Below are 19,928 nucleotides of genomic sequence, written 5' to 3'. Positions count from 1 at the left end.
TTATTTCCAGCATAAACGCAACGGATGGCAGCCTGTGGGTTTCTGCTGGGGCTCTGCTTACGATACAACAATCGTATCGGGTTTCACGCAGGTTGATGGATATATTTCTGGCGGCTCCATCTATGATGGAAAAATCCAGATTGATTCTGACGCTACAGCTTCTGGTGTATTTGCTTCAGGTACTGATTACGGCACACAAGGTACCATTGAGGTTGATGGCGGCACGGTTACAGATGCCACAACGCACGATTACGGTAACGTCACCCTTATTAGCGGTACTGTAAATAACCTTTCCGCAACAGGCGGTGGTATTACAATGACCGGCGGCACACTGTCTGGTGGCACGTTCCAGAGTGGCGCTACCATGACTGTGTCTGCTGGCACAGTAGATGGCATTATTAACATTAATAATAATGGACATGCCAACGTAAGCGGCGGAACAGTTTCCGATATCAACATTGCCTCTGGTGGTTCCGGGGCGATTACGGGCGGATCTGTTGCTGATGTTACTGTCTCATCCGGTGGCACGGTTAATTTTAGTTCCGGCGCGACATTAACGGACACACTCACACTCTCAAGTGGTGCCACGGCTTCTATCACGGGCAATACAGGCGGCACGGTTGATCTGGGAGACGGCTATACAAGTGGTTTAACAATTACCGGGCTGAATACCTCTACAGATACAAATGTTACGACAACTATTAACGGTTGGACCAAGGACAGCCAGATTGATCTGCAGTATGTGACATTTGATAATGCAAAATGGGTATATTCTGACAAAAATACTGTTGCGATCACAACAAAAGATGCCACAACAGGTGATACATATACTGTCACGCTGAACATACCGAATGTTGAAGAAACGGGTTTCAATCTGGTTAATGATAACCAGGGCGGTATTACAATCGTGACCTGCTTCCTGGCGGACAGTATGATCTGCACGCCCAATGGTGATGTGGCTGTTGAAGATATCCAGATTGGTGATCAGGTTGTTACGTTCGATTGGAAAAACAACAAGGAAATCACACGTCCGGTTGTATGGGTTGGCAAAGCGCATGCCATGGTGCGCGCTGGTCTGCCGGATGATGAGGCAGGCTACCCGGTGCGTATTCTTAAAGATGCCATTGCAGATGGCGTGCCCTACAAGGATATGCTGATTACCGCAGAACATTGCCTGTTCTTTGATGGCAAGTTTGTGCCGGTGCGGATGTTGGTAAATGGTGTCTCCATTTTTTACGACAAATCCTTCCTCTCCTATGATTACTACCATGTGGAAACAGCACAGCATTCCGTTATCACGGCTGATGGCATGCTAACAGAAAGCTATCTGGATACCGGCAACCGCCGCGCTTTCCGTCAGGAAGGTAAAGTGGCAACGCTGCGTGGTGCAGTGCAAAGCTGGGTGGAAGATGCAGGTGCACCACTTTGTGTGGACCGCGCTTTTGTTGAACCTCTGTTCCACAAGCTGGAAGCGCGTGAAAACAGCGTAACAGGCTGCCAGATTTCTGCAGATCAGGCCGTTATGGTTACAGATTCCAACCTGCATCTGGTTACGCAGGCAGGGGCAGTTATTCGCCCAGTGCGGCAGGATGGCCAGCGTTATAGCTTTATGCTGCCAGCCAATACGCAGTCTGTGCGCATTGTCTCCCGCACAAGCCGCCCGGCTGATGTTATCGGACCGTTTGTGGATGATCGGCGCCAGATGGGTGTTGCTGTGGCAGATGTACATTTCATCACAGCTAAACACCTGCATGCTATTACAGCACATCTTCAGGCAGAAAAGCCCGAAGGCTGGCATGATACAGATTGGACAGATTGCGCATGGACAAACGGTAACGCCGTGCTGCCCATGGGTAATTTCACCAAAGGTAAAATGGGCCTTCTGTCCATGACCATTCGTGCCGCTGGCCCATACCTGCTGCATGAAGCAGACAAACAGGTACAGGTTCTTTCTGCCTGATTCTAAAAGTTAACGGCAATAACGGGCTCTACCTCTATCGGGGTAGGGCCTGTTTATAATGGTCCCATATTATTTGGGTAGGTTTTTCCAACACTCCAATGCACGTAGGCGGCCCAGTTTAAGGTCTACAATGGGGGCTGGGTACTTTAAATATTTTGTGCTTTTCCACGGTGTATGAATGGTTTTGTTATCCAGCGTCGCCAGTTCTAGCACCCATGTGCGGATATACTGGCCGAGTGGATCACATTTTTCAGATTGCCCCACCGGGTTAAAAATACGAAACCACGGTGCCGCATCAATGCCCGTGCCAGCGCCCCATTGCCAGTTCATGGCGTTTACGGCGGCATCTGCATCCAAAAGCTGTGCGTAAAACCAACGTTCGCCTTCTCGCCAATCTATAAGCAGATGTTTGGTTAAAAAGGATGCCACAACCATGCGCACGCGGTTGTGCATCCAGCCTGTGCGGGCCAGTTGGCGCATTCCGGCATCTACTAGTGGAAACCCCGTTTGCCCTTGCTGCCATGCGGCCAAATCTGCGGCATCTGTGCGCCATGGCATGTGGTCAAATTCTGCGCGCAGGTTGCGGGTGGTTATATCTGGCGTGGTAAACATCTGCATCCATGCAAAATCACGCCAACCTACGGCGTGTCGTCAGTTAAGCCCTGAGAGTGGCACGTGAGGGTTGTACTTTGTGTCTGCGTGTGCTGACTGTTTTCCCGTTTTTTTGGGGAGACAGACAGATGCGGCGCTATAGTTTACGCGATGACCAGTGGGAGCGGATAAAGGATCTTCTTCCTGGTCGAGAAGGCTATGTCGGCGGCACTGCGGTGAACAACCGTCTGTTCGTGGAGGCGGTGCTGTATCGCTATCGCGCGGGTATTCCATGGCGCGACCTTCCTGCCCGTTTCGGTGACTGGAAAAACGTGCACCGGCGTCTGCGCCGCTGGTGTGAAAGCGGCGTCATCGAACGGATATTTCGTTATCTGGCCGCTGATTACGACAACGAATACATGATGATCGACAGCACAATTGTCCGAGCGCATCAGCATAGTGCCGGAGCTCTCAAAAAAGGGGCACGGATCAGGCCATCGGACGATCACGAGGCGGGCTAACTACAAAGATCCATGCCATCTGCGACGCTCTGGGCAATCCAGTGGAACTCGGCATCACACCGGGACAGGATGCCGATATCACCCAGGCAGAACCACTTCTGGAAAACATCGAACCGGATGCTTTCCTTGCTGACAAGGCGTATGACGCGGACAGGTTGATCGATCGGCTGATACAGCGCGGGATTACCCCGGTCATCCCGCCAAAATGCAACAGAACGACACGACGGAAAACCGATTTTTCTCTCTACCGCGAACGGAACCTTGTTGAGAGGTTCTTCAATAAACTCAAGCAGTTTCGCGCTATCGCAACCCGCTACGATAAACTGAAATCGACCTTCCTCGCAGCCGTGCAGTTCGCCTCAATCATCATCCTGCTTAACTGACGACACGCCGTAGTTCTGCTAAAAACTTTTCGGTATCGGTGGCCATTTGCGGGTTCTGGTCGGCAGCGTGGCGGATGGCGTGCCAGATTTGCCGCACAGAAATTTGCCCCACCCGAATATAAGGTGAAAGCAGCGATGTGCCATGCGTGGCATCTGCTCTGTCCCGCTGTGTTTCGTAATTCTCTAGTGCGTTTTCTATAAACAGGTGCAGATTGGCGTGGGCGGCTTTTTCTCCACTTGTCCAGCCGGGCGGTAAAGCTGGCAACTGCGTGCCAACACGGCCAAGGCGCACGCCGTCTGGCAAGTTGAGGGCGCGTGCTGGCACATAGTCTTTCCCGCGTATGTCTGGCGCAGGTAATGGAGGCGGTGGCTCCGGCAAATCCCGCGCGGCGCGCCACCATGCAGTAAACACACGGTAAGGCTGGCCCGCCTGCGTGCATATGGCCCAGGGTTCAAACAACAGGCGGCCGGTGCAGGAATGTACGGTCACCCCCAGTTGTTTCAGGCTGGCATGTACATCCGTATCTACGGCAATGCCGGGGGCATCGTACCTGCGGTTCCAGAACACATCTGTGGCATTTACGGCGTGCGCCAATGCGGGAACAGCAAGCCGCGTTGGGCCGGATAGCATAAATAAAGCCAGCCCTTGTGTGTGCAAACTGGCGGCCAGTTGCGCACAAGCCGCCTGTGCCCAATCTGCAATGCGGGTGATAGGGGCATCCTGCAAAGCGGTATCTTGCACATATGCGCACAGTACGGGCTGCCCAGTTGCGCAAGCTGCGTGCAGGGCAGGGTTATCGGCCACGCGGTAATCATCTCGTAGCAAAACCAGAACAGGGGCGGGGGAGGGTGCATCAACCATATGCAATGTGGTGCCGGTATAGAGATGCACATGCAATGGGGCGGGCTATATTTTTGTAACGGCGCTTATTCTGATGGTCGCTAGAGTGTGAAGGTACCAAACTATGGCCATGCACGTTGTTGGTGCCATAATGTGTCACTGTAAACACGGCAGGAAAGGCGATTAGCCATGTCAGATTCTTTATCAGGCAGCTGCGGTGCCGGTGGGTGCGGCCCGCGTGGCCCGCTTACTCCAGAGCAGGAGCAGATTCTGTTTGGCCACGGAACGGAGTATCCCGGTTCCAGCCCACTAAACCATGAAAAGCGCGAGGGTGCGTATCATTGTGCGGCCTGTGGGGCATTGCTGTTCCGTTCTACTACCAAGTATGAAAGCGGGAGCGGCTGGCCTTCCTTCTGGGCGGCGGAACCCAACGCCGTGGCCACACACAAAGATACCAGCCACGGCATGGTGCGGACAGAAGCCCATTGTGCACAGTGTGAAGGGCATCTGGGCCATGTATTTCCCGATGGCCCACCCCCCACAGGCCAGCGCTACTGCATGAATGGTCTGGCGCTGGATTTTAGGCCAGATCCACAGCGGGCTACTTCTGCTGGTGGCGCCACCGCTATGGATCATACAAGCGGCTGGGCATCTTGAAAGCGTCATGCCTCCTGCTTACGTAAAAGGCATGACAACACACGCTCTGGCTCATACCGGGTTTTCCTCTTTTCAAAGTGGGCAGTCTGCTAACGGGCAGCCCTCTGCGGATGCGCTGCGCCGCCTTAAAAGGGCGCGGCGTTTTGCGTGGCTGCTGGATGCCGCCATCAGGCTGCCTGGCACTCGCGTGCGCGTAGGGGCGGATGCTATTGTGGGGCTAGTGCCCGGCGGTGGCAGCACGGTTATGGGCCTGCTTTCCTTTTATGTGGTGTGGGAGGCCTGGCGCATGGGCCTGCCGCTCAAACTGTTACTGCGCATGGTGGGCAATATTGCCATAGAAGCCGCAGTGGATGTGGTGCCCGTGGCGGGTGATCTGCTGGACATTGCCTTTAAGGCCAACATGCGTAACGTGGCCGTTATGGAAAACTGGCTGGGTGTGCCGTCCTCTGCTGCCACACGCAAAAAATAAGCATTATTTTATAAAAAATATGTCTGATCATAATAAGGACTGCCCGGTGGGTGGCCCTTTTATGCGTCTGGCACGTTAACAGGTAAAACAGGCAGGGTGGCCCGCCACGTTTAGCCTGCGTTGCAAGAAAAAAGGGTGTGGGCGGCGCCATTTTGCAGCACAACGGCACAAATGCCGGTGGTAGGCAGAAGGTGCAATGCGCCCTCCGTTCTTCCGCCCCGCAGGCAGGAGAAAACACGCCGTGCAACCGCCAGATAGCAGCGCCCCAACCCCATCCATTACAACGCCAGCAGCTTCTGCGCCCCATGTGCCAGAGGCACCGCAGCTTGCCGGGCTAGAGGCATCTGTTCACAAGCTGGAAAGCACGGTGCGCCGTTGTTACCGGCTGGCCGTTATGGTGGTAACGGTTACAGCGGCAGGGCTGTTTGTCAGCTCCGGCGGGGCGGTGGTGATGGTGGTGTTTGCCTCTGCCTTGGTGGCAGTGGTGCTACATGCTGCGGCCCGCATTATTTCTCGCTTACTGCATATTCCGCAGTGGCTTTCTGTCATGCTGTTTGTGCTGGTGCTTGTGGGCGCGCTTTCCCTTGTGGTGCATGTGTCTGGCCCAGAACTGATGGTGCAGCTTTCGCACTTGCATGAGGCTTTAACCAGTGAGCGCGATGCCCTGCACAATATGCTGGACAGCAACCCGCTGGGCCATGCGGTGCTAGACCACTTCCCGCGTTTTCTGGGTGGCAACATGGTGCCCGATGGCCATGCCGGCACAGATAACGGCATGGATTTTGCAGGGTCCATGACCAACGTGCTCACCTCCACCTTTGGTTCGGTTGGCACCATGGTGGTAATTATTATTGCTGGGGTATATTTTGCGCTTTCTCCCCACCTGTATGCCAATGGCATTTTGCGCATAACGCCTGTGGCTTACCGCAGCACCATGCGCACCGTGTTGCTAACAACCGGCCACGCCCTTACCGCTTGGGTGGCGGGGCAGATGCTGGATATGACGGTTGTGGGGTGCTTGACATGGAGCGGCCTTTCTCTGTTGGGTATGCCTCTAGCGCTGCCTTTGGGGCTGGTGGCCGGACTGGCCAATTTTGTGCCGTATCTGGGCACGTTTATTGGGGCCGTGCCTGCGTTGCTGATTGCGCTTTCCGTTGGCCCGCGTGAAGCCATGATGGTGGCGGGGCTGTATGCCGCTATCCAGACGTTTGAAGGGTATGTGATGTCTCCCTTCATTCAAAAACGTGCGGTGCGGATGCCGCCTGCGCTCACCATTCTTTCGCAAACAATTTTTGGTGCGTTTTTGGGCATGTGGGGCTTTATTTTTGCCTCCCCCATTACGGCGGTGCTTTTGGCTGTGGCCAGCCGCCTTTCCGCACCTCTCCCCCCGAACGAGGAAGTATGATTTTGCCCTATGCGCGGGGCAAAACCGCTGTTTTTTTTACACTCCCCCACTGGTCATAATAGAACAGGACATGCAAGCTGATGGTGGCAAGAAGTTCCGCAGGAAGGAAACCCCGCATGTCTACCACGCCGGATGCGTATCAAAAATTTCGTCATCTCAGCCCGTTTGAATTGAAAGATGAACTGATAAAACTGGCCTCTGGCCGTGCCCAGCGCGCCATGTTGGACGCCGGGCGTGGCAACCCCAATTTTCTGGCAACATTGCCCCGGCAAGGGTTTTTTCAGCTTGGCATGTTTGCTGCGGCAGATTCTGCGCTTACCTTTTCCTATATGGCAGAAGGCGTGGGCGGTGTGCCCCGGCGTGAGGGCATAGAGGCACGGTTTGAGGCCTTTTTGGCAGATAACCAGAATGTGCCGGGCATTTCCTTTTTGCGCCGCGCCGTATCTTATGTGCGAGACCAGCTTGGCCTGCCAGCAGATGAATTTTTGCTGGAAATTACATCCGGTATCTTAGGGTGTGATTACCCCACACCGCCGCGCGTGCTGCGTTATACGGAAAAAGTGGTACGCCATTACCTGCTGCACGAAATGGCAGGCGGCACCATGCCAGAAAGCACAACAAACCTGTTTGCGCTGGAAGGTGGCACGGCGGCCATTAGCTATATTTTTGCATCACTGCGTGAAAACGGGCTGATTAAACCGGGTGATAAAGCGGCCATTGGTATGCCGGTATTTACCCCGTATGTGGAAATTCCCGAACTGCGTGATTACCAGTTGCAGGAAGTGGCCATTAACGCCAGCCCGGAACAGGGGTGGCAATACCCGGATGAAGAGCTGGATAAGCTGCTTGATCCCTCCGTTAAGATCTTTTTGGTGGTCAACCCCAGCAATCCGCCATCCGTGCGGATAAGTGATGAAGGGCTGGCCCGCATTGCCGAGATTGTTAAAAAGCGGCCAGACCTCATTATCGTAACAGATGATGTATATGGCACGTTTGCAGATGATTTCCGCTCCATTTATGCCATCTGCCCGCACAACACCATTTTGGTGTATTCCTTCTCCAAGTATTTTGGTTCTACGGGCTGGCGGCTGGGCGTTATTGCCATGCACGAGCAGAACGTGCTGGATGAGGCCTTGGCCGCATTGCCAGAAGCCGAAAAAGTTGAGCTGGACAAACGCTATGCCTCGCTCACGCCAGATGTGCGTGGCCTGAAATTTCTGGACAGGCTGGTGGCAGATAGCCGCACCGTGGCATTAAACCACACGGCAGGGCTTTCTACCCCGCAGCAGGTGCAGATGGTGCTGTTTGCCCTGTTTGCGCTGATAGATGGGCGCGATGCGTATAAAAACGCCCTCAAACGCCTGCTGCACCGGCGCGAACTCGCCCTGTATCGTGACTTAGGCGTAAAAGCCCCGGATGATGCTGGCAGCACGCATTATTATACGCTGATAGATTTGGTAAATGTGGTTACCCAGCTTTACGGCACCCGCTTTGCCCGCTGGTTGATGACGCGCATGGATTACCAGACAATCCTGTTCCGTATTGCAGAGGAAACAGGCGTTGTGCTGCTGCCGGGTGATGGCTTTGCCGTTAAACGCCCCTCGGCCCGTGCCTCATTGGCTAATCTGAACGAGTATCAATACGCCGCCATAGGGGCCGCCTTACGCCGCATGGCCGGTGAGTATTATGACCGCTACCGACAGGAAAAAGGGCTGAACAGCAAAGGGGAATAGGCTGTTCCCCTGTAAAACTGTGTTACGTCTTGCAGGTGGAAAATGTGTTGTGTTTGCGGAATTCTTTACTATGCGTGGGAGCGTTAAAAAGTGCGCGCACTTATAAATCGCCTGCAAGATGTTTTTCGGCCAAAGCCTAAGAGCCCTTTTGGAAAAGGCCGATGACGCCGAAATAAGTATGGACGAGACCTCTACATTAACACGAGAATGACGGAAATCCGTTATTTCCTGATGCTATATGTGCGCTCAGTGAGGCTGATTTGGCGTCAGATTACGAATTTCCAAAAGGGCTCTAAGGAAGGTATGGTTGAAATTCGTGGGGATAAGGATTGGGACATTCCCACCTTTTTTATGGACCCCTGCGCAGGCCGGGACCAAGTGGTAAATGCCGTGCAGGCAGGGGGGTGGAAACATTTTGAAACCCCAATGCCTCAGTATTTTGCCGCGGCTGTAAAGCAGGCGCAAAAAGGGCTGATTGTAGATGTGGGGGCCAATACCGGCTTTTACAGCCTGCTTTCACTCTGTGTTTCTCGGCGTATGAAGGTTTGTGCGTATGAACCTTTCCCTCCTGTTTTTAAGATCCTGCAAGAAAATATTATTCAAAATGGTTTTTCAAAAAGGGTCACGATTTCCCCTTTCGCAGTCAGCAACGCCAATGCGGTTTCTACCCTGTATGTGCCAGATGCAGGGCATGGGCTGGTAGAAACCAGTGCCTCGCTGAATGCGGAATTCAAGGAGCATATCGGCGGCCATCAGAGTGTTACTGTGCGCAAACTGGATGATTTGCACCCACGGGGTTCTAAGGTGGCCATTGTGAAGGTGGATGCAGAAGGGCATGATCTGGATGTTCTGCTAGGTGCAGAAACCCTGATAAAGCGCGATAGGCCTATAGTTTTTGTTGAAGTGCTTCCGCGCGCAGATCAAACCGGGCTGACAGACCTGCTGCAACGGTGTGGGTATCAGGATGTTGCCCTGCTTCCCAACGGGGCTTCTCAACCCGGTAACCGTGTGGTGTACGAAGCACAGGCATGGAACCATATGTGGGTACCGCAGGAAAAAGTCATTCCAACAGTGTAATTATAGAAAGATTACAAAATAAAAGAGGCCCTGTTTATAAAAGCAGGGCCTCTTTTTGTATCTGAAAGGTTTAAGAACCTATCAGGCAGAACGTATCTGCGCGTTTTCCTGTGCTTCTGGCGCAAGCGGATAGGAACCCGTTGCCTGAAGGGTGATGGAAAGCATGGCAATTTCGTTATGCTTTGTTTGTGCACCTAGCGGCAGCGTGGCGTTACCGTTTGTCCATGCGCATTCGGCCCAACCCATATTATGCCAGCCAGCCGGTTTGTTAGGCTGAAGATGCGCCGTAATGAGGGTTGCGCGCTTACGGGCAGTTACAAGCTGAATATCAGCCACAGCAACCCCCAACTGTCGGCGATCATCCACAAAAGACCCAATGACATCTGCCGGGCGGCTTGCGCGTGAAACAATCTGAACAGACAGTGTGCCCGGTGGCAGCATAAAGCTGTAATGCTGGTTGGCGCAGCGCACAGGCCGAATAACTGCACCTGTTTGCGTAACCAGATGCAGGTTGGGGTCTGTTGTCAGTGTGCTGGGCGCGGCGGGTGTTTGGCTGCCAGCCACATGGCTTGCACGGTTTTTGAGGTTATCAAAAAGCGGTTTTACAAAAGCAACATCTACACACAATGGGGCTGCGGCATCTTCTTCCCATGTGCGTGTTTTGCCGTGCAACTGCACAACCTTGCTGTTCTGGCGGAAGTTGCGGCGGTTACCTGTATCCAGATAGCTTTCTGTTAGCACGCCATCCACAGAGATAACGGCATGTTCTGCTGTTTCCACATGGTAATACGGATAAGAGGTGATGGACTTATCGTAAAAAATGGAAGCACCGTTTACCAGCATACGCGCAGGCACAAACTGCCCGTTAAAGAACAGGCAATGTTCTGCCGTTACCAGCATATCCTTGTAAGGCACGCCGTCTGCCAGAGCATCTTTTAAAATACGTACGGGGTATCCGGCTTCATCATCCGGCAGGCTGGAATTTACAACCGTAAAAGCCTGCCCAGCCCAGCTAACTGGCTGTGTGGTTTCTGTCTTGTTTTTCCAGTCATATACAAAAATATGTGTGCCTGCCTGAATGTCTTCTACAGCAACAGAACCCTGCGGGGTGCGCACCATGCTGCCTGCCAGAAAACATGCGCCTGTATCGCTTTGTTCACCAAACAGAATGTAGCCATCGCTGTAGGTTACGGTAGGGGCGGGGTCTACATTGGCGGCGGAAGATGTTGCATACCCTTTAATGGTGACAACCGTGGTGGTTTTACCATCCACGGTGGACTGGATAAGCAGGTCATTCCCACTGATGGCAGTGGACAGCGCATCATCACTATAAGATGTGCTGGAGGCAATTTTAATCTGATCTCCATGCACAAAGTTTTCGACATTCAGGGAATCCCCTGAAAGATCGCTTAAAGATGTGCTGCCAATAACAAGCTGCCCACCGGGGATGTTATGGAAATCAATCTTGTTGCCGCCATCAATATTGGCAATGTCAGAAAATATAACCGTGCCGCCTTCAATATTAAAGCGCCCAGCATTGATGTTGGAGTAATTGGTGCCGGCATCTACGGCGTGTCGTCAGTTAAGCAGGATGATGATTGAGGCGAACTGCACGGCTGCGAGGAAGGTCGATTTCAGTTTATCGTAGCGGGTTGCGATAGCGCGAAACTGCTTGAGTTTATTGAAGAACCTCTCAACAAGGTTCCGTTCGCGGTAGAGAGAAAAATCGGTTTTCCGTCGTGTCGTTCTGTTGCGTTTTGGCGGGATGACCGGGGTAATCCCGCGCTGTATCAGCCGATCGATCAACCTGTCCGCGTCATACGCCTTGTCAGCAAGGAAAGCATCCGGTTCGATGTTTTCCAGAAGTGGTTCTGCCTGGGTGATATCGGCATCCTGTCCCGGTGTGATGCCGAGTTCCACTGGATTGCCCAGAGCGTCGCAGATGGCATGGATCTTTGTAGTTAGCCCGCCTCGTGATCGTCCGATGGCCTGATCCGTGCCCCTTTTTTGAGAGCTCCGGCACTATGCTGATGCGCTCGGACAATTGTGCTGTCGATCATCATGTATTCGTTGTCGTAATCAGCGGCCAGATAACGAAATATCCGTTCGATGACGCCGCTTTCACACCAGCGGCGCAGACGCCGGTGCACGTTTTTCCAGTCACCGAAACGGGCAGGAAGGTCGCGCCATGGAATACCCGCGCGATAGCGATACAACACCGCCTCCACGAACAGACGGTTGTTCACCGCAGTGCCGCCGACATAGCCTTCTCGACCAGGAAGAAGATCCTTTATCCGCTCCCACTGGTCATCGCGTAAACTATAGCGCCGCATCTGTCTGTCTCCCCAAAAAAACGGGAAAACAGTCAGCACACGCAGACACAAAGTACAACCCTCACGTGCCACTCTCAGGGCTTAACTGACGACACGCCGTAGCACGCCACCTTTGTAAATATTGTAAACAGCCTGATTGCCGTTGAAATCATTGCCAACAGATAATGTGCCGTTGGTGATATTATAAACAGACTGGTTGCCATTAAATTCATTGCTGAGCGTCAGGGTGCCGCCATCAATGTTAACGGTGCCTCCTGCAGCGTTAGTTAGGTCACCACCTAAAATACCATCGGGAACAACGGAAACGGTGGCGCCATCTGTAATATTAAGGGTGGCTGCATTTAGGTTCAGGTAGTCGGAAATTTCTAGCAAAGCCCCATTGGTAACGTTCAGGGTTGGGCCTGTGCCTAAACCAGATGTGGCGTTATCTGGCGGAGTGTCAGAATCTTGAGTGCCGTCGCCGTTATAATTGAGCCAGCTTGTGTTGGAGGAAATGGTTGTTACGTCATCTGCCATGTTTTTAAGCCTTTAATATGCTGGTGGCTTAAAACCAGCCAATTTAGATAAGAAATTCTTAATTATTTTTGCAGCAATACATTAATATTTTCTAAACAGGAAAAGTTATGTAAAATATCACAAAATAGGAGAAGTATTTTATGTTTATTTAAAATTATCATAATAACTAAATAAACTTACAATCTATATTTAAAGTTCACCCGAATATTCGATATGCCGGCAGCGTGATACAGAAATGTTTTTTGAGAAAACTGATATATTACAAGGCACTAAAAAATATATCTGCGTTTATTCAATAGGTCTTAGAGCCCTTTTGGAAATTCACGGATGAGCGTTTCGGCGTAGCATGAGGCTTCCCATGGCGATGTGGATCATGGCCTCTGCGACGTCGATCCGCTGTTCGTAGTCCTTCACAAGGCGACGCCAGCGGATCATCCAACCGAAGGTCCGTTCCACAACCCACCGACGCGGCAGGATTTCAAACCCTTTTGCTGTCTCTGACCGCCGGATGATCTCGACTGTGAAGTCGAGAAAAGTGGCCTTATCCATCAACTGGAGGCGGTCATAGGCTCCATCGGCAAACAGGTGCTTCACCCAAGGCCAGCGTTTACGAATGGCATCAAGGATCATCTGTCCTCCTGCACTGTCCGAAATATCGGCTGTTGTCAGCTGGACCAGGAGAAGGCGGCCATCCGTATCAACTGCGATGTGACGTTTCCGACCGACGATCTTCTTGCCTGCGTCATAACCACGTGTCTTTGCGTGGGGTGCCTTGATACTCTGGCTATCAATGACACCACCCGATGGACTGGTTTCGCGTCCTGTCGCTTCACGATCGAGCATCAGACAGACATCATGAATGGTCTGGAACAGGAAACGGCGCATCAGCCTGCGGAACCACCAGTAAACCGTTTGCCATGGGCCAAAATGAACCGGAAGCATCTCCCAACCGCAGCCTGAGCGCACGAGATAGCGCAGAGCATTGATGATCTCACGGAAATCGGTTGTCCGTTTCCGACCACGCCGGTTCGCAGGGGGCATCAGAGGCGCTATGCGCTCCCATTCCTCATCTGTCAGATCAGACGGATAGCGTTTCGTCTTGCGTGTAATTCCGGCCATGCGGCCTCGTTGTGCTGGCGTCCACATCCTGCCTTTGAATCACGCTCAAAACCTCTTGAAAACCTATCATAGCGAATTTCCAAAAGGGCTCTTATAGGTAAGATTTTTTCTGTATATTACAAAATAGTAAAGCGGCCCATCATCTAGGCCGCTTTACTGAAAAGTTATTTTTTAAAACTTTTAGATATTAACGGGTATATTTACTCGTTATGTCCAAAAACCGGGCGCGTGCTTTCAAACAGGAACCACGTGCGGCGTTCGGTTTCATCAATCCAGTTTTCAATCAGGCTGGTTGTTGCCACATCTCCGGCATCGGATGCAATGGCATGCACGGCACGCAGGCGCTTGGTGAGCGTAAGGTTATCTTCCCGCAGTTCTGAAAGCATGTCTTCTGGGGTAACGTACAAGGCATCGTTATCAGAAATTTTGGTTTTGCGGGCAATTTCCCCAACAGAATGCAGCGTGGTGCCCCCAATTTTACGGGCACGTTCTGCCATGGGGTCTGTCATGGCAAAAATCTGCTGGCTCTGTTCATCCAAAAGCAGGTGGTAATCCCGAAAATGGCGACCGCTCATATGCCAATGGAAATTTTTGGTTTTAATATACAGGGCAAACACATCGGCCAGAACTTCAGACAAGCCACCTGCTACGGCCTTTACTTTATCGGCCTTCAGGTCTGTTGGCGTGCCAAGATATTCCTTGATATGGGCTTCTTTTGCTGTGGCTGTGCTCATGGTCTGAACGAACCTCCTGTTTTCACTTTTTGGCAACACCACAGTGGTAGTTGCCAAGTGCTGCTTTTACACGTGGTACGATAAAAGCATGGTGCAAGGTCTGACATGGAAAGATCACAATCCTCACATCCATGTGAATGTAGGGGTGCAACGCTTTTAAGGGGTATCAAGTTCCGTACGCAGGGGGCGGGTTAAAAGTTGTTCCTGCGCTTGTGGGAGTGTGAGCACACCTTCTAAAAACGCGGCAATGCAGGCGGTAATGGGCACATCCACTTTATGCTGGCGGGCCAAGGCCAGCAGGGCATCCGCTGTGGTGACACCTTCTGCCACACCGGGCAGGGTGGCCAGTGCGGTTTGGGTGGCGTGCCCGCGGCCAAGGGCCAACCCCATCTGATAATTGCGCGATGCCTCACCCGTGCAGGTCAGCAGCAGGTCTCCTAACCCGGCAAGGCCTGCCAGTGTGGCGGGGTATGCCCCCAAGGCTACGCCAAGGCGGGTTATTTCTGCCAACCCACGGGTAATAAGGGCCGCGCGGGCGTTTTCTCCCAACCCGGCGCCAATAGTAATGCCCGCAGCCACGGCAATAACGTTTTTGGCTGCCCCCCCAAGCTGCACGCCGGTTACATCTGCGCTGGCATACAGGCGCAGGCGCGGGGTGGAGAGCAGATCCACCAGTTTGCGTGCCAGATCCACATTGGCCGAGGCCACAACAGATGCCGCCGGAAGGTCTGCCGCAACCTCGCGCGCAAAGTTGGGGCCGGAAAGCACAGCCCCCGGCACATCTGGCCGCAGCCGGTGCAACACATCCAGCGGAAAAGCCAATGTGCTGCGTTCTATGCCTTTGCAGCACAGCACAGCGGGTACGCCCGCAGGTACCAGCGGCAGTACAGAGGCCATATGCTGGGTGGGAATAACCATAAGTGCGCAGGCCACATCTGCCGGTGGCGGCGCAGAGGAAACGGTTATGGAATCTGGTAGCGGAAAATCTGGCAGGCGCGGCATAGCCCCAGAGGGCAGGCGGGCAGGATGGCGCGCCCACAAATAAACCTGTGCCCCGGTGCGTGCTGCGTGCAAGGCCAGCGCGGTACCCCATGCGCCAGCCCCCATAACCAGAATACGGTGTTTCATGCCCTAAGTGGTGCCAGAACCCCAACCGGGGCGCAAGCACGATATAAAGCAGTAGTCCTGTGTGCCTTAGGCAGACAACGCCACATCAGCAGCAACTGGCACCATGTGGGCCGGAACTTCGGCTTTTTTCATGTGTTTCAGCCGGGCTTCACGCAGCAGGCAGACAACGCCTTTTACGCAGTTCCCGCACTGAGCCTTGCAGTTGCGTGCGGCATAAATTTCACGCGGGCGGGTGGCCCCATCCGCCACTGCGGCTTCAACGTCTTTATGAGTGAGACGATTGCAAGAGCAGACAACCATACGCAGCACCTTTGTGGTGGTTGATCGATTCTGTGTAAGACCTGACCACAAATAAGAATGAATCGCAATTGTTTTTTGCAAGAGGTTCTCATTTGTCTGTGTTCTGCATGTGCATATGGGGATGCAGCGCCTGAGCATGGTATGTGATTTTTGCAATATTCGTATCAAATTTTTGCATATGCACAAAAAAATAATAAACTTCATTAATATTACGGCGTGTCGTCAGTTAAGCAGGATGATGATTGAGGCGAACTGCACGGCTGCGAGGAAGGTCGATTTCAGTTTATCGTAGCGGGTTGCGATAGCGCGAAACTGCTTGAGTTTATTGAAGAACCTCTCAACAAGGTTCCGTTCGCGGTAGAGAGAAAAATCGGTTTTCCGTCGTGTCGTTCTGTTGCGTTTTGGCGGGATGACCGGGGTAATCCCGCGCTGTATCAGCCGATCGATCAACCTGTCCGCGTCATACGCCTTGTCAGCAAGGAAAGCATCCGGTTCGATGTTTTCCAGAAGTGGTTCTGCCTGGGTGATATCGGCATCCTGTCCCGGTGTGATGCCGAGTTCCACTGGATTGCCCAGAGCGTCGCAGATGGCATGGATCTTTGTAGTTAGCCCGCCTCGTGATCGTCCGATGGCCTGATCCGTGCCCCTTTTTTGAGAGCTCCGGCACTATGCTGATGCGCTCGGACAATTGTGCTGTCGATCATCATGTATTCGTTGTCGTAATCAGCGGCCAGATAACGAAATATCCGTTCGATGACGCCGCTTTCACACCAGCGGCGCAGACGCCGGTGCACGTTTTTCCAGTCACCGAAACGGGCAGGAAGGTCGCGCCATGGAATACCCGCGCGATAGCGATACAACACCGCCTCCACGAACAGACGGTTGTTCACCGCAGTGCCGCCGACATAGCCTTCTCGACCAGGAAGAAGATCCTTTATCCGCTCCCACTGGTCATCGCGTAAACTATAGCGCCGCATCTGTCTGTCTCCCCAAAAAAACGGGAAAACAGTCAGCACACGCAGACACAAAGTACAACCCTCACGTGCCACTCTCAGGGCTTAACTGACGACACGCCGTAAAAATATAAGAAGCGCATCTTAAAAAATCTTTATTTAAAATGCGAGGATGTGTGGATAAAAATATAACAAGAACATCATATGTGCTCTTCCTGCTTTGCACGTTCTTTTTTATTTACAGAAACATGGAAGGCCTTGGGTATCTGCCCTTTGGTGATGAATCTGGCCATTTTTTAGGGGCCATTGCGCTGCACCGTGGGGATAGACTTTACCAGGACTATATAGATGCGCACGGCCCTCTGGTTTTTACGCTTTCGTGGGTGGTTGGCCATTTTGTGGGGTGGTCTCAGGTCTGGTTAATGCGCCTGGTTTCTACCGCATGTGCGGCGGCGGCTGGGGCTGCGGTCTTTTTCTCTCCACTGTTGCAGTTGAAATGGCAGCGTTATCTGGCTTCTGCCTTGTGGTTGGGAACAGTGGGCAGCGTATGGGTGGTGCAGGGCCTTAATCTGGATGATTACTGGACAATAGGCGGGGCGCTGGCTGTTATTGCGCTGGCCTTGCTGGCTGTGCCGCTTGCATGTGGCGCGCCGGTTTTGCGTATGCAGGCTTTTATAGGCGGGTTTGCCTTGGGCCTGCTGCCTTTTGCCGCTTATCCGTTCGGCCTGTGTTCCGCCGCGCTGGCTCTGGCTGTTTTGTGCGTGTTTCTTTCTGCCCCTCGGCAATATCAGGCTCCCATTGTGGGTATGATGCTAGGGGGCATGGCTGCTGTTGCCATCATGCTGCTCTGGCTGCTGGTATATGGTGATATTGGCGGCATGATTGCGTTTCATTTTATCGCCAATCAGCAGTGGTATGCGCATTATATTCCAATGGACGTAAACCAGTTCTGGCACAGTTTACAGTTTTCTTTGACTCCAGATCGTATTGTTCAAACACTAGGGCCTGTTAGATCTTGAATTTCTTCCCATATTGTAGGGATGGAAGAAGGAGACAGAACAGGCACCTTTACGGACGAGACATGGGCGATCTGGGAACCTCTGATTGAGGAGGTTCGCCCGAGGGGCAAGACGCCGCCACATGATCTGCGGCGGACGATAGCAGCGATTTTCTGGCGTCATGAGAATGGCGCGAAATGGCGGAGTATCCCCGCTGAACTGGGTCCGTGGTGGCGGGCTGCGCAGCTTTTCATCCGCTGGGCGAAGCTCGGCGTATGGGAGCGGCTGCTCGCACTGGTTCAGGAACAACAGGGAGTGGCATTCGGAATGACTTTTCTGGATGGCACGAACATCAGGGCTCACCACAAAGCGGCGGGAGCCCAAAAAAAGGGGCCTCTTTCGAAGAGCGAGACCATCGTGAAGCACTTGGCCGCTCTCGCGGCGGCTATGGCACAAAAGTCTGCGTGATCGCTGATGGACATGGAAAAGCCTTCGGTTTTGCGCTGGCCCCTGGACAGGCTCATGAACTGCCTCTGGCACCAGCCATGCTCGACAGCCTTCCCGCCACTCCCCTGTGGGTAGTAGCGGACAAGGGCTACGCGTCGAACGCCATGCGTGAACGAATATGGGACATGGGAGCACGGCCAGCCATTCCCGCGAAACGACGCGATGGCCCGGTCGCCTGCCCCAAATGGGCCTATCGGTGTCGGCATCTCGTTGAGAACCTCTGGGCTCGCCTCAAGGAGTGGCGCGCTGTCGCAACCAGATATGAAAAAACAGCAACGTCGTTCCTCGCGGTCATCCACATCGCTGCCGCAGCAGACTGGATCAAGCCCTAACAGGCCCTAGCTGTTTGCATGTTGGTTGTGGAGGATGCGTTGCTGCTATTATACGGGCGGCATAGGGTGACGGCGCTATGTGTCCTGCTGGGAATACTCAGCTTGCAGGCACGTGGTAGTGTTGGCTTTCAGAACGGCTCGTTTCTGATGGCAGCTTTGGGCCTTGGGGCGTTGCTGCTTGTGCGTGTGTTGGCATCCAAGCCTAAAGTGATGGTTTTTGTAGCTGTTGCCTGTGTGGCGTTAACGGCTATTGGGGCGCGCCATGCTGTTTCATCCCCATTTGGGCAAACGGCGGCGCAAAGGCATGCGGCAGGCTGGCACCGCTTTAGGGAAAACCCTACCGTGGGCTTTGCAACGCTTATTCGGAAATATGCAGCACCGGATGAGCGTATTCTTGTTTTGCCGTATAATCCCGATGTTTATATTTACGCCAACCGCCTTTCCATGAAGAAATATCACGCCTATCTGCCGTGGGAGGCCGATTATGCAGCCCATCCGTGGCATGGATATACGCGCGATATTTGCGTAGATCTGCCAAAGGATGAACCCCCAGTTATTTATTATGATCACTGGGTTGTTTGGGGTGCGTATCCGGCAGAACAGTTTATGCCCTGTTTTTTACAGGTTCTAGAAAAAGACTATACGCAGATGCCGGATGATCGGTTCGTGTATGTCAGAAAAGATCGGCTGGCAGCAGCACATCAGCCGTAAAAATATCAGCAATTCTGTGTCATTCTTGCCCCCTATCTCTGCCACGCAGGATAGGGGGGTATTTTTGGCCAGCTTACCCGTTGGCCTTGCCCGTTGCCGGGTGATCTGCCGGAACGGGGAAGATCCGGTCATACGCCATGTTGAACACAAAAGCGTACACCAGATAAAACACGGCAATGGACATGCTGAGCGAAAACGCCTTCAGCACGCTTTCGTGCAGGTACCATGCAATGGCAGGCAGCAGCACAACCTGTAACCCGGCTTCAAACAGCAGTGTATGCACAATGCGCACGCCCACCGTTTTGTGGGTGGTGGCATAAAGCCGCGCCATTACGCGGTCAAACACCACGTTATAGAGGTAGTTCCATATTGTGGCTGTTATGGCGCTGCCAATGCCAATCATCCCCATGGAGGATTCGTGCAGCCCAAACAGCGTGCTGCCCGTGGGGATAACAATGGCCAGCGCGATAAGCTCAAACAGCAACACGTGGCGCACACGGTCTGACGTGCCGCGCGTGCCCACAGCCGGAGCATTTTGTGCGGCATGATGATCTGCCATGGCAGAGGAGGCCGAGGCGGCCTGAAGGGAACTGAATGTTTGCGTTGACATGCGGCGCAATCTATCGTCATCCCGACTAAAGGAAAGATAAGAACCATCAG

The 19,928-nt window shown here is 53.1% G+C and carries 19 protein-coding genes and 2 pseudogenes; 10 read left to right on the top strand and 11 right to left on the bottom strand.

Going from position 1 to position 19,928, the window contains the following annotated elements:
- Positions 1 to 34 precede the first annotated feature (34 nt).
- On the top strand, positions 35 to 1,960 hold the full coding sequence (locus A4S02_RS10000) for a Hint domain-containing protein (protein WP_228142363.1): 1,926 nt from the start codon (positions 35 to 37) through the stop codon (positions 1,958 to 1,960).
- A gap of 69 nt (positions 1,961 to 2,029) precedes the next feature.
- Here A4S02_RS10000 and A4S02_RS09995 read toward each other — a convergent pair.
- Positions 2,030 to 2,602: pseudogene (locus tag A4S02_RS09995) on the bottom strand (FAD-binding domain-containing protein); the annotation flags it as partial.
- Between the two features lie 98 nt (positions 2,603 to 2,700).
- Between A4S02_RS09995 and A4S02_RS15225 the strand changes: the two are divergent.
- Positions 2,701 to 3,455 (top strand): IS5 family transposase gene (locus tag A4S02_RS15225; protein ID WP_099046877.1). Its coding sequence is split into 2 segments (ribosomal slippage): positions 2,701 to 3,040 and positions 3,040 to 3,455, totalling 756 coding nucleotides; the frame shifts between segments, so codons are not numbered across the junction.
- Here the strand turns inward: A4S02_RS15225 and A4S02_RS09980 are convergent.
- Positions 3,448 to 4,317 (bottom strand): deoxyribodipyrimidine photo-lyase, encoded by an 870-nt coding sequence (locus A4S02_RS09980; RefSeq protein WP_228142362.1) that lies wholly within the window; start codon positions 4,315 to 4,317, stop codon positions 3,448 to 3,450. The two genes, A4S02_RS15225 and A4S02_RS09980, sit on opposite strands and share 8 nt — an antisense overlap.
- A gap of 168 nt (positions 4,318 to 4,485) precedes the next feature.
- Between A4S02_RS09980 and msrB the strand changes: the two genes are divergently transcribed.
- From msrB to A4S02_RS09955, 5 genes are all read left to right on the top strand, one after another.
- The gene (gene msrB, locus A4S02_RS09975) at positions 4,486 to 4,953 is read left to right on the top strand and encodes a peptide-methionine (R)-S-oxide reductase MsrB (RefSeq protein WP_070323668.1); all 468 of its coding nucleotides are present in this window, start codon (positions 4,486 to 4,488) and stop codon (positions 4,951 to 4,953) included.
- 31 nt (positions 4,954 to 4,984) lie between these two features.
- A complete protein-coding gene (locus tag A4S02_RS09970; RefSeq protein WP_070324239.1) occupies positions 4,985 to 5,422 on the top strand; it encodes a DUF4112 domain-containing protein in 438 nt (145 codons plus the stop codon).
- Positions 5,423 to 5,618: 196 nt separating this feature from the next.
- A complete protein-coding gene (locus A4S02_RS09965) occupies positions 5,619 to 6,827 on the top strand; it encodes an AI-2E family transporter (protein ID WP_019088095.1) in 1,209 nt (402 codons plus the stop codon).
- A 116-nt stretch (positions 6,828 to 6,943) separates the two neighbouring features.
- The gene (locus A4S02_RS09960; RefSeq protein WP_070323667.1) at positions 6,944 to 8,560 is read left to right on the top strand and encodes a bifunctional aspartate transaminase/aspartate 4-decarboxylase; all 1,617 of its coding nucleotides are present in this window, start codon (positions 6,944 to 6,946) and stop codon (positions 8,558 to 8,560) included.
- A gap of 303 nt (positions 8,561 to 8,863) precedes the next feature.
- The gene (locus A4S02_RS09955) at positions 8,864 to 9,637 is read left to right on the top strand and encodes an FkbM family methyltransferase (RefSeq protein WP_157885544.1); all 774 of its coding nucleotides are present in this window, start codon (positions 8,864 to 8,866) and stop codon (positions 9,635 to 9,637) included.
- An 81-nt stretch (positions 9,638 to 9,718) separates the two neighbouring features.
- Here A4S02_RS09955 and A4S02_RS09950 read toward each other — a convergent pair.
- From A4S02_RS09950 to A4S02_RS15205, 8 genes and pseudogenes are all read right to left on the bottom strand, one after another.
- A pseudogene (locus tag A4S02_RS09950) lies at positions 9,719 to 11,206 on the bottom strand (Hint domain-containing protein); the annotation flags it as partial.
- 9 nt (positions 11,207 to 11,215) lie between these two features.
- Positions 11,216 to 11,970 (bottom strand): IS5 family transposase gene (locus tag A4S02_RS15215; protein ID WP_087651418.1). Its coding sequence is split into 2 segments (ribosomal slippage): positions 11,216 to 11,631 and positions 11,631 to 11,970, totalling 756 coding nucleotides; the frame shifts between segments, so codons are not numbered across the junction.
- A gap of 81 nt (positions 11,971 to 12,051) precedes the next feature.
- Positions 12,052 to 12,486 carry a hypothetical protein gene (locus A4S02_RS09935; protein ID WP_070323664.1) on the bottom strand — a complete coding sequence of 145 codons (435 nt, stop codon included), beginning with the start codon at positions 12,484 to 12,486 and terminating at the stop codon, positions 12,052 to 12,054.
- 321 nt (positions 12,487 to 12,807) lie between these two features.
- Positions 12,808 to 13,632, bottom strand: a complete 825-nt coding sequence (locus A4S02_RS09930) for an IS5-like element IS12528 family transposase (protein ID WP_082246712.1) — start codon at positions 13,630 to 13,632, stop codon at positions 12,808 to 12,810.
- 173 nt (positions 13,633 to 13,805) lie between these two features.
- Positions 13,806 to 14,339 carry a Dps family protein gene (locus A4S02_RS09925; protein WP_019089540.1) on the bottom strand — a complete coding sequence of 178 codons (534 nt, stop codon included), beginning with the start codon at positions 14,337 to 14,339 and terminating at the stop codon, positions 13,806 to 13,808.
- Positions 14,340 to 14,495: 156 nt separating this feature from the next.
- Complete coding sequence (locus A4S02_RS09920; protein WP_070323663.1) at positions 14,496 to 15,467, bottom strand: NAD(P)H-dependent glycerol-3-phosphate dehydrogenase; 972 nt, start codon at positions 15,465 to 15,467, stop codon at positions 14,496 to 14,498.
- A 66-nt stretch (positions 15,468 to 15,533) separates the two neighbouring features.
- Positions 15,534 to 15,767: a (2Fe-2S)-binding protein gene (locus tag A4S02_RS09915; protein ID WP_026019415.1), complete on the bottom strand. Its 234-nt coding sequence runs from the start codon at positions 15,765 to 15,767 to the stop codon at positions 15,534 to 15,536.
- A 222-nt stretch (positions 15,768 to 15,989) separates the two neighbouring features.
- Positions 15,990 to 16,744 (bottom strand): IS5 family transposase gene (locus A4S02_RS15205; protein ID WP_087651418.1). Its coding sequence is split into 2 segments (ribosomal slippage): positions 15,990 to 16,405 and positions 16,405 to 16,744, totalling 756 coding nucleotides; the frame shifts between segments, so codons are not numbered across the junction.
- A 224-nt stretch (positions 16,745 to 16,968) separates the two neighbouring features.
- Between A4S02_RS15205 and A4S02_RS09900 the strand changes: the two genes are divergently transcribed.
- From A4S02_RS09900 to A4S02_RS16175, 3 genes are all read left to right on the top strand, one after another.
- A complete protein-coding gene (locus A4S02_RS09900; RefSeq protein ID WP_228142360.1) occupies positions 16,969 to 17,739 on the top strand; it encodes a hypothetical protein in 771 nt (256 codons plus the stop codon).
- Positions 17,740 to 17,760: 21 nt separating this feature from the next.
- Positions 17,761 to 18,557 (top strand): IS5 family transposase gene (locus A4S02_RS09895; protein ID WP_082779839.1). Its coding sequence is split into 2 segments (ribosomal slippage): positions 17,761 to 18,100 and positions 18,100 to 18,557, totalling 798 coding nucleotides; the frame shifts between segments, so codons are not numbered across the junction.
- Positions 18,558 to 18,575: 18 nt separating this feature from the next.
- On the top strand, positions 18,576 to 19,268 hold the full coding sequence (locus A4S02_RS16175; protein ID WP_228142359.1) for a hypothetical protein: 693 nt from the start codon (positions 18,576 to 18,578) through the stop codon (positions 19,266 to 19,268).
- 73 nt (positions 19,269 to 19,341) lie between these two features.
- On the opposite strand, the gene A4S02_RS09885 is transcribed toward A4S02_RS16175, so the two are convergent.
- Complete coding sequence (locus A4S02_RS09885; RefSeq protein ID WP_082246811.1) at positions 19,342 to 19,878, bottom strand: PACE efflux transporter; 537 nt, start codon at positions 19,876 to 19,878, stop codon at positions 19,342 to 19,344.
- Positions 19,879 to 19,928: the final 50 nt, after the last annotated feature.

The organism is Acetobacter ascendens, assembly GCF_001766235.1.
In the GTDB taxonomy this organism is placed as follows: Bacteria; Pseudomonadota; Alphaproteobacteria; order Acetobacterales; family Acetobacteraceae; genus Acetobacter; species Acetobacter ascendens.
Note: the sequence above shows the minus strand (reverse complement) of the source record. Positions and strands in the feature narration are given on the sequence as shown.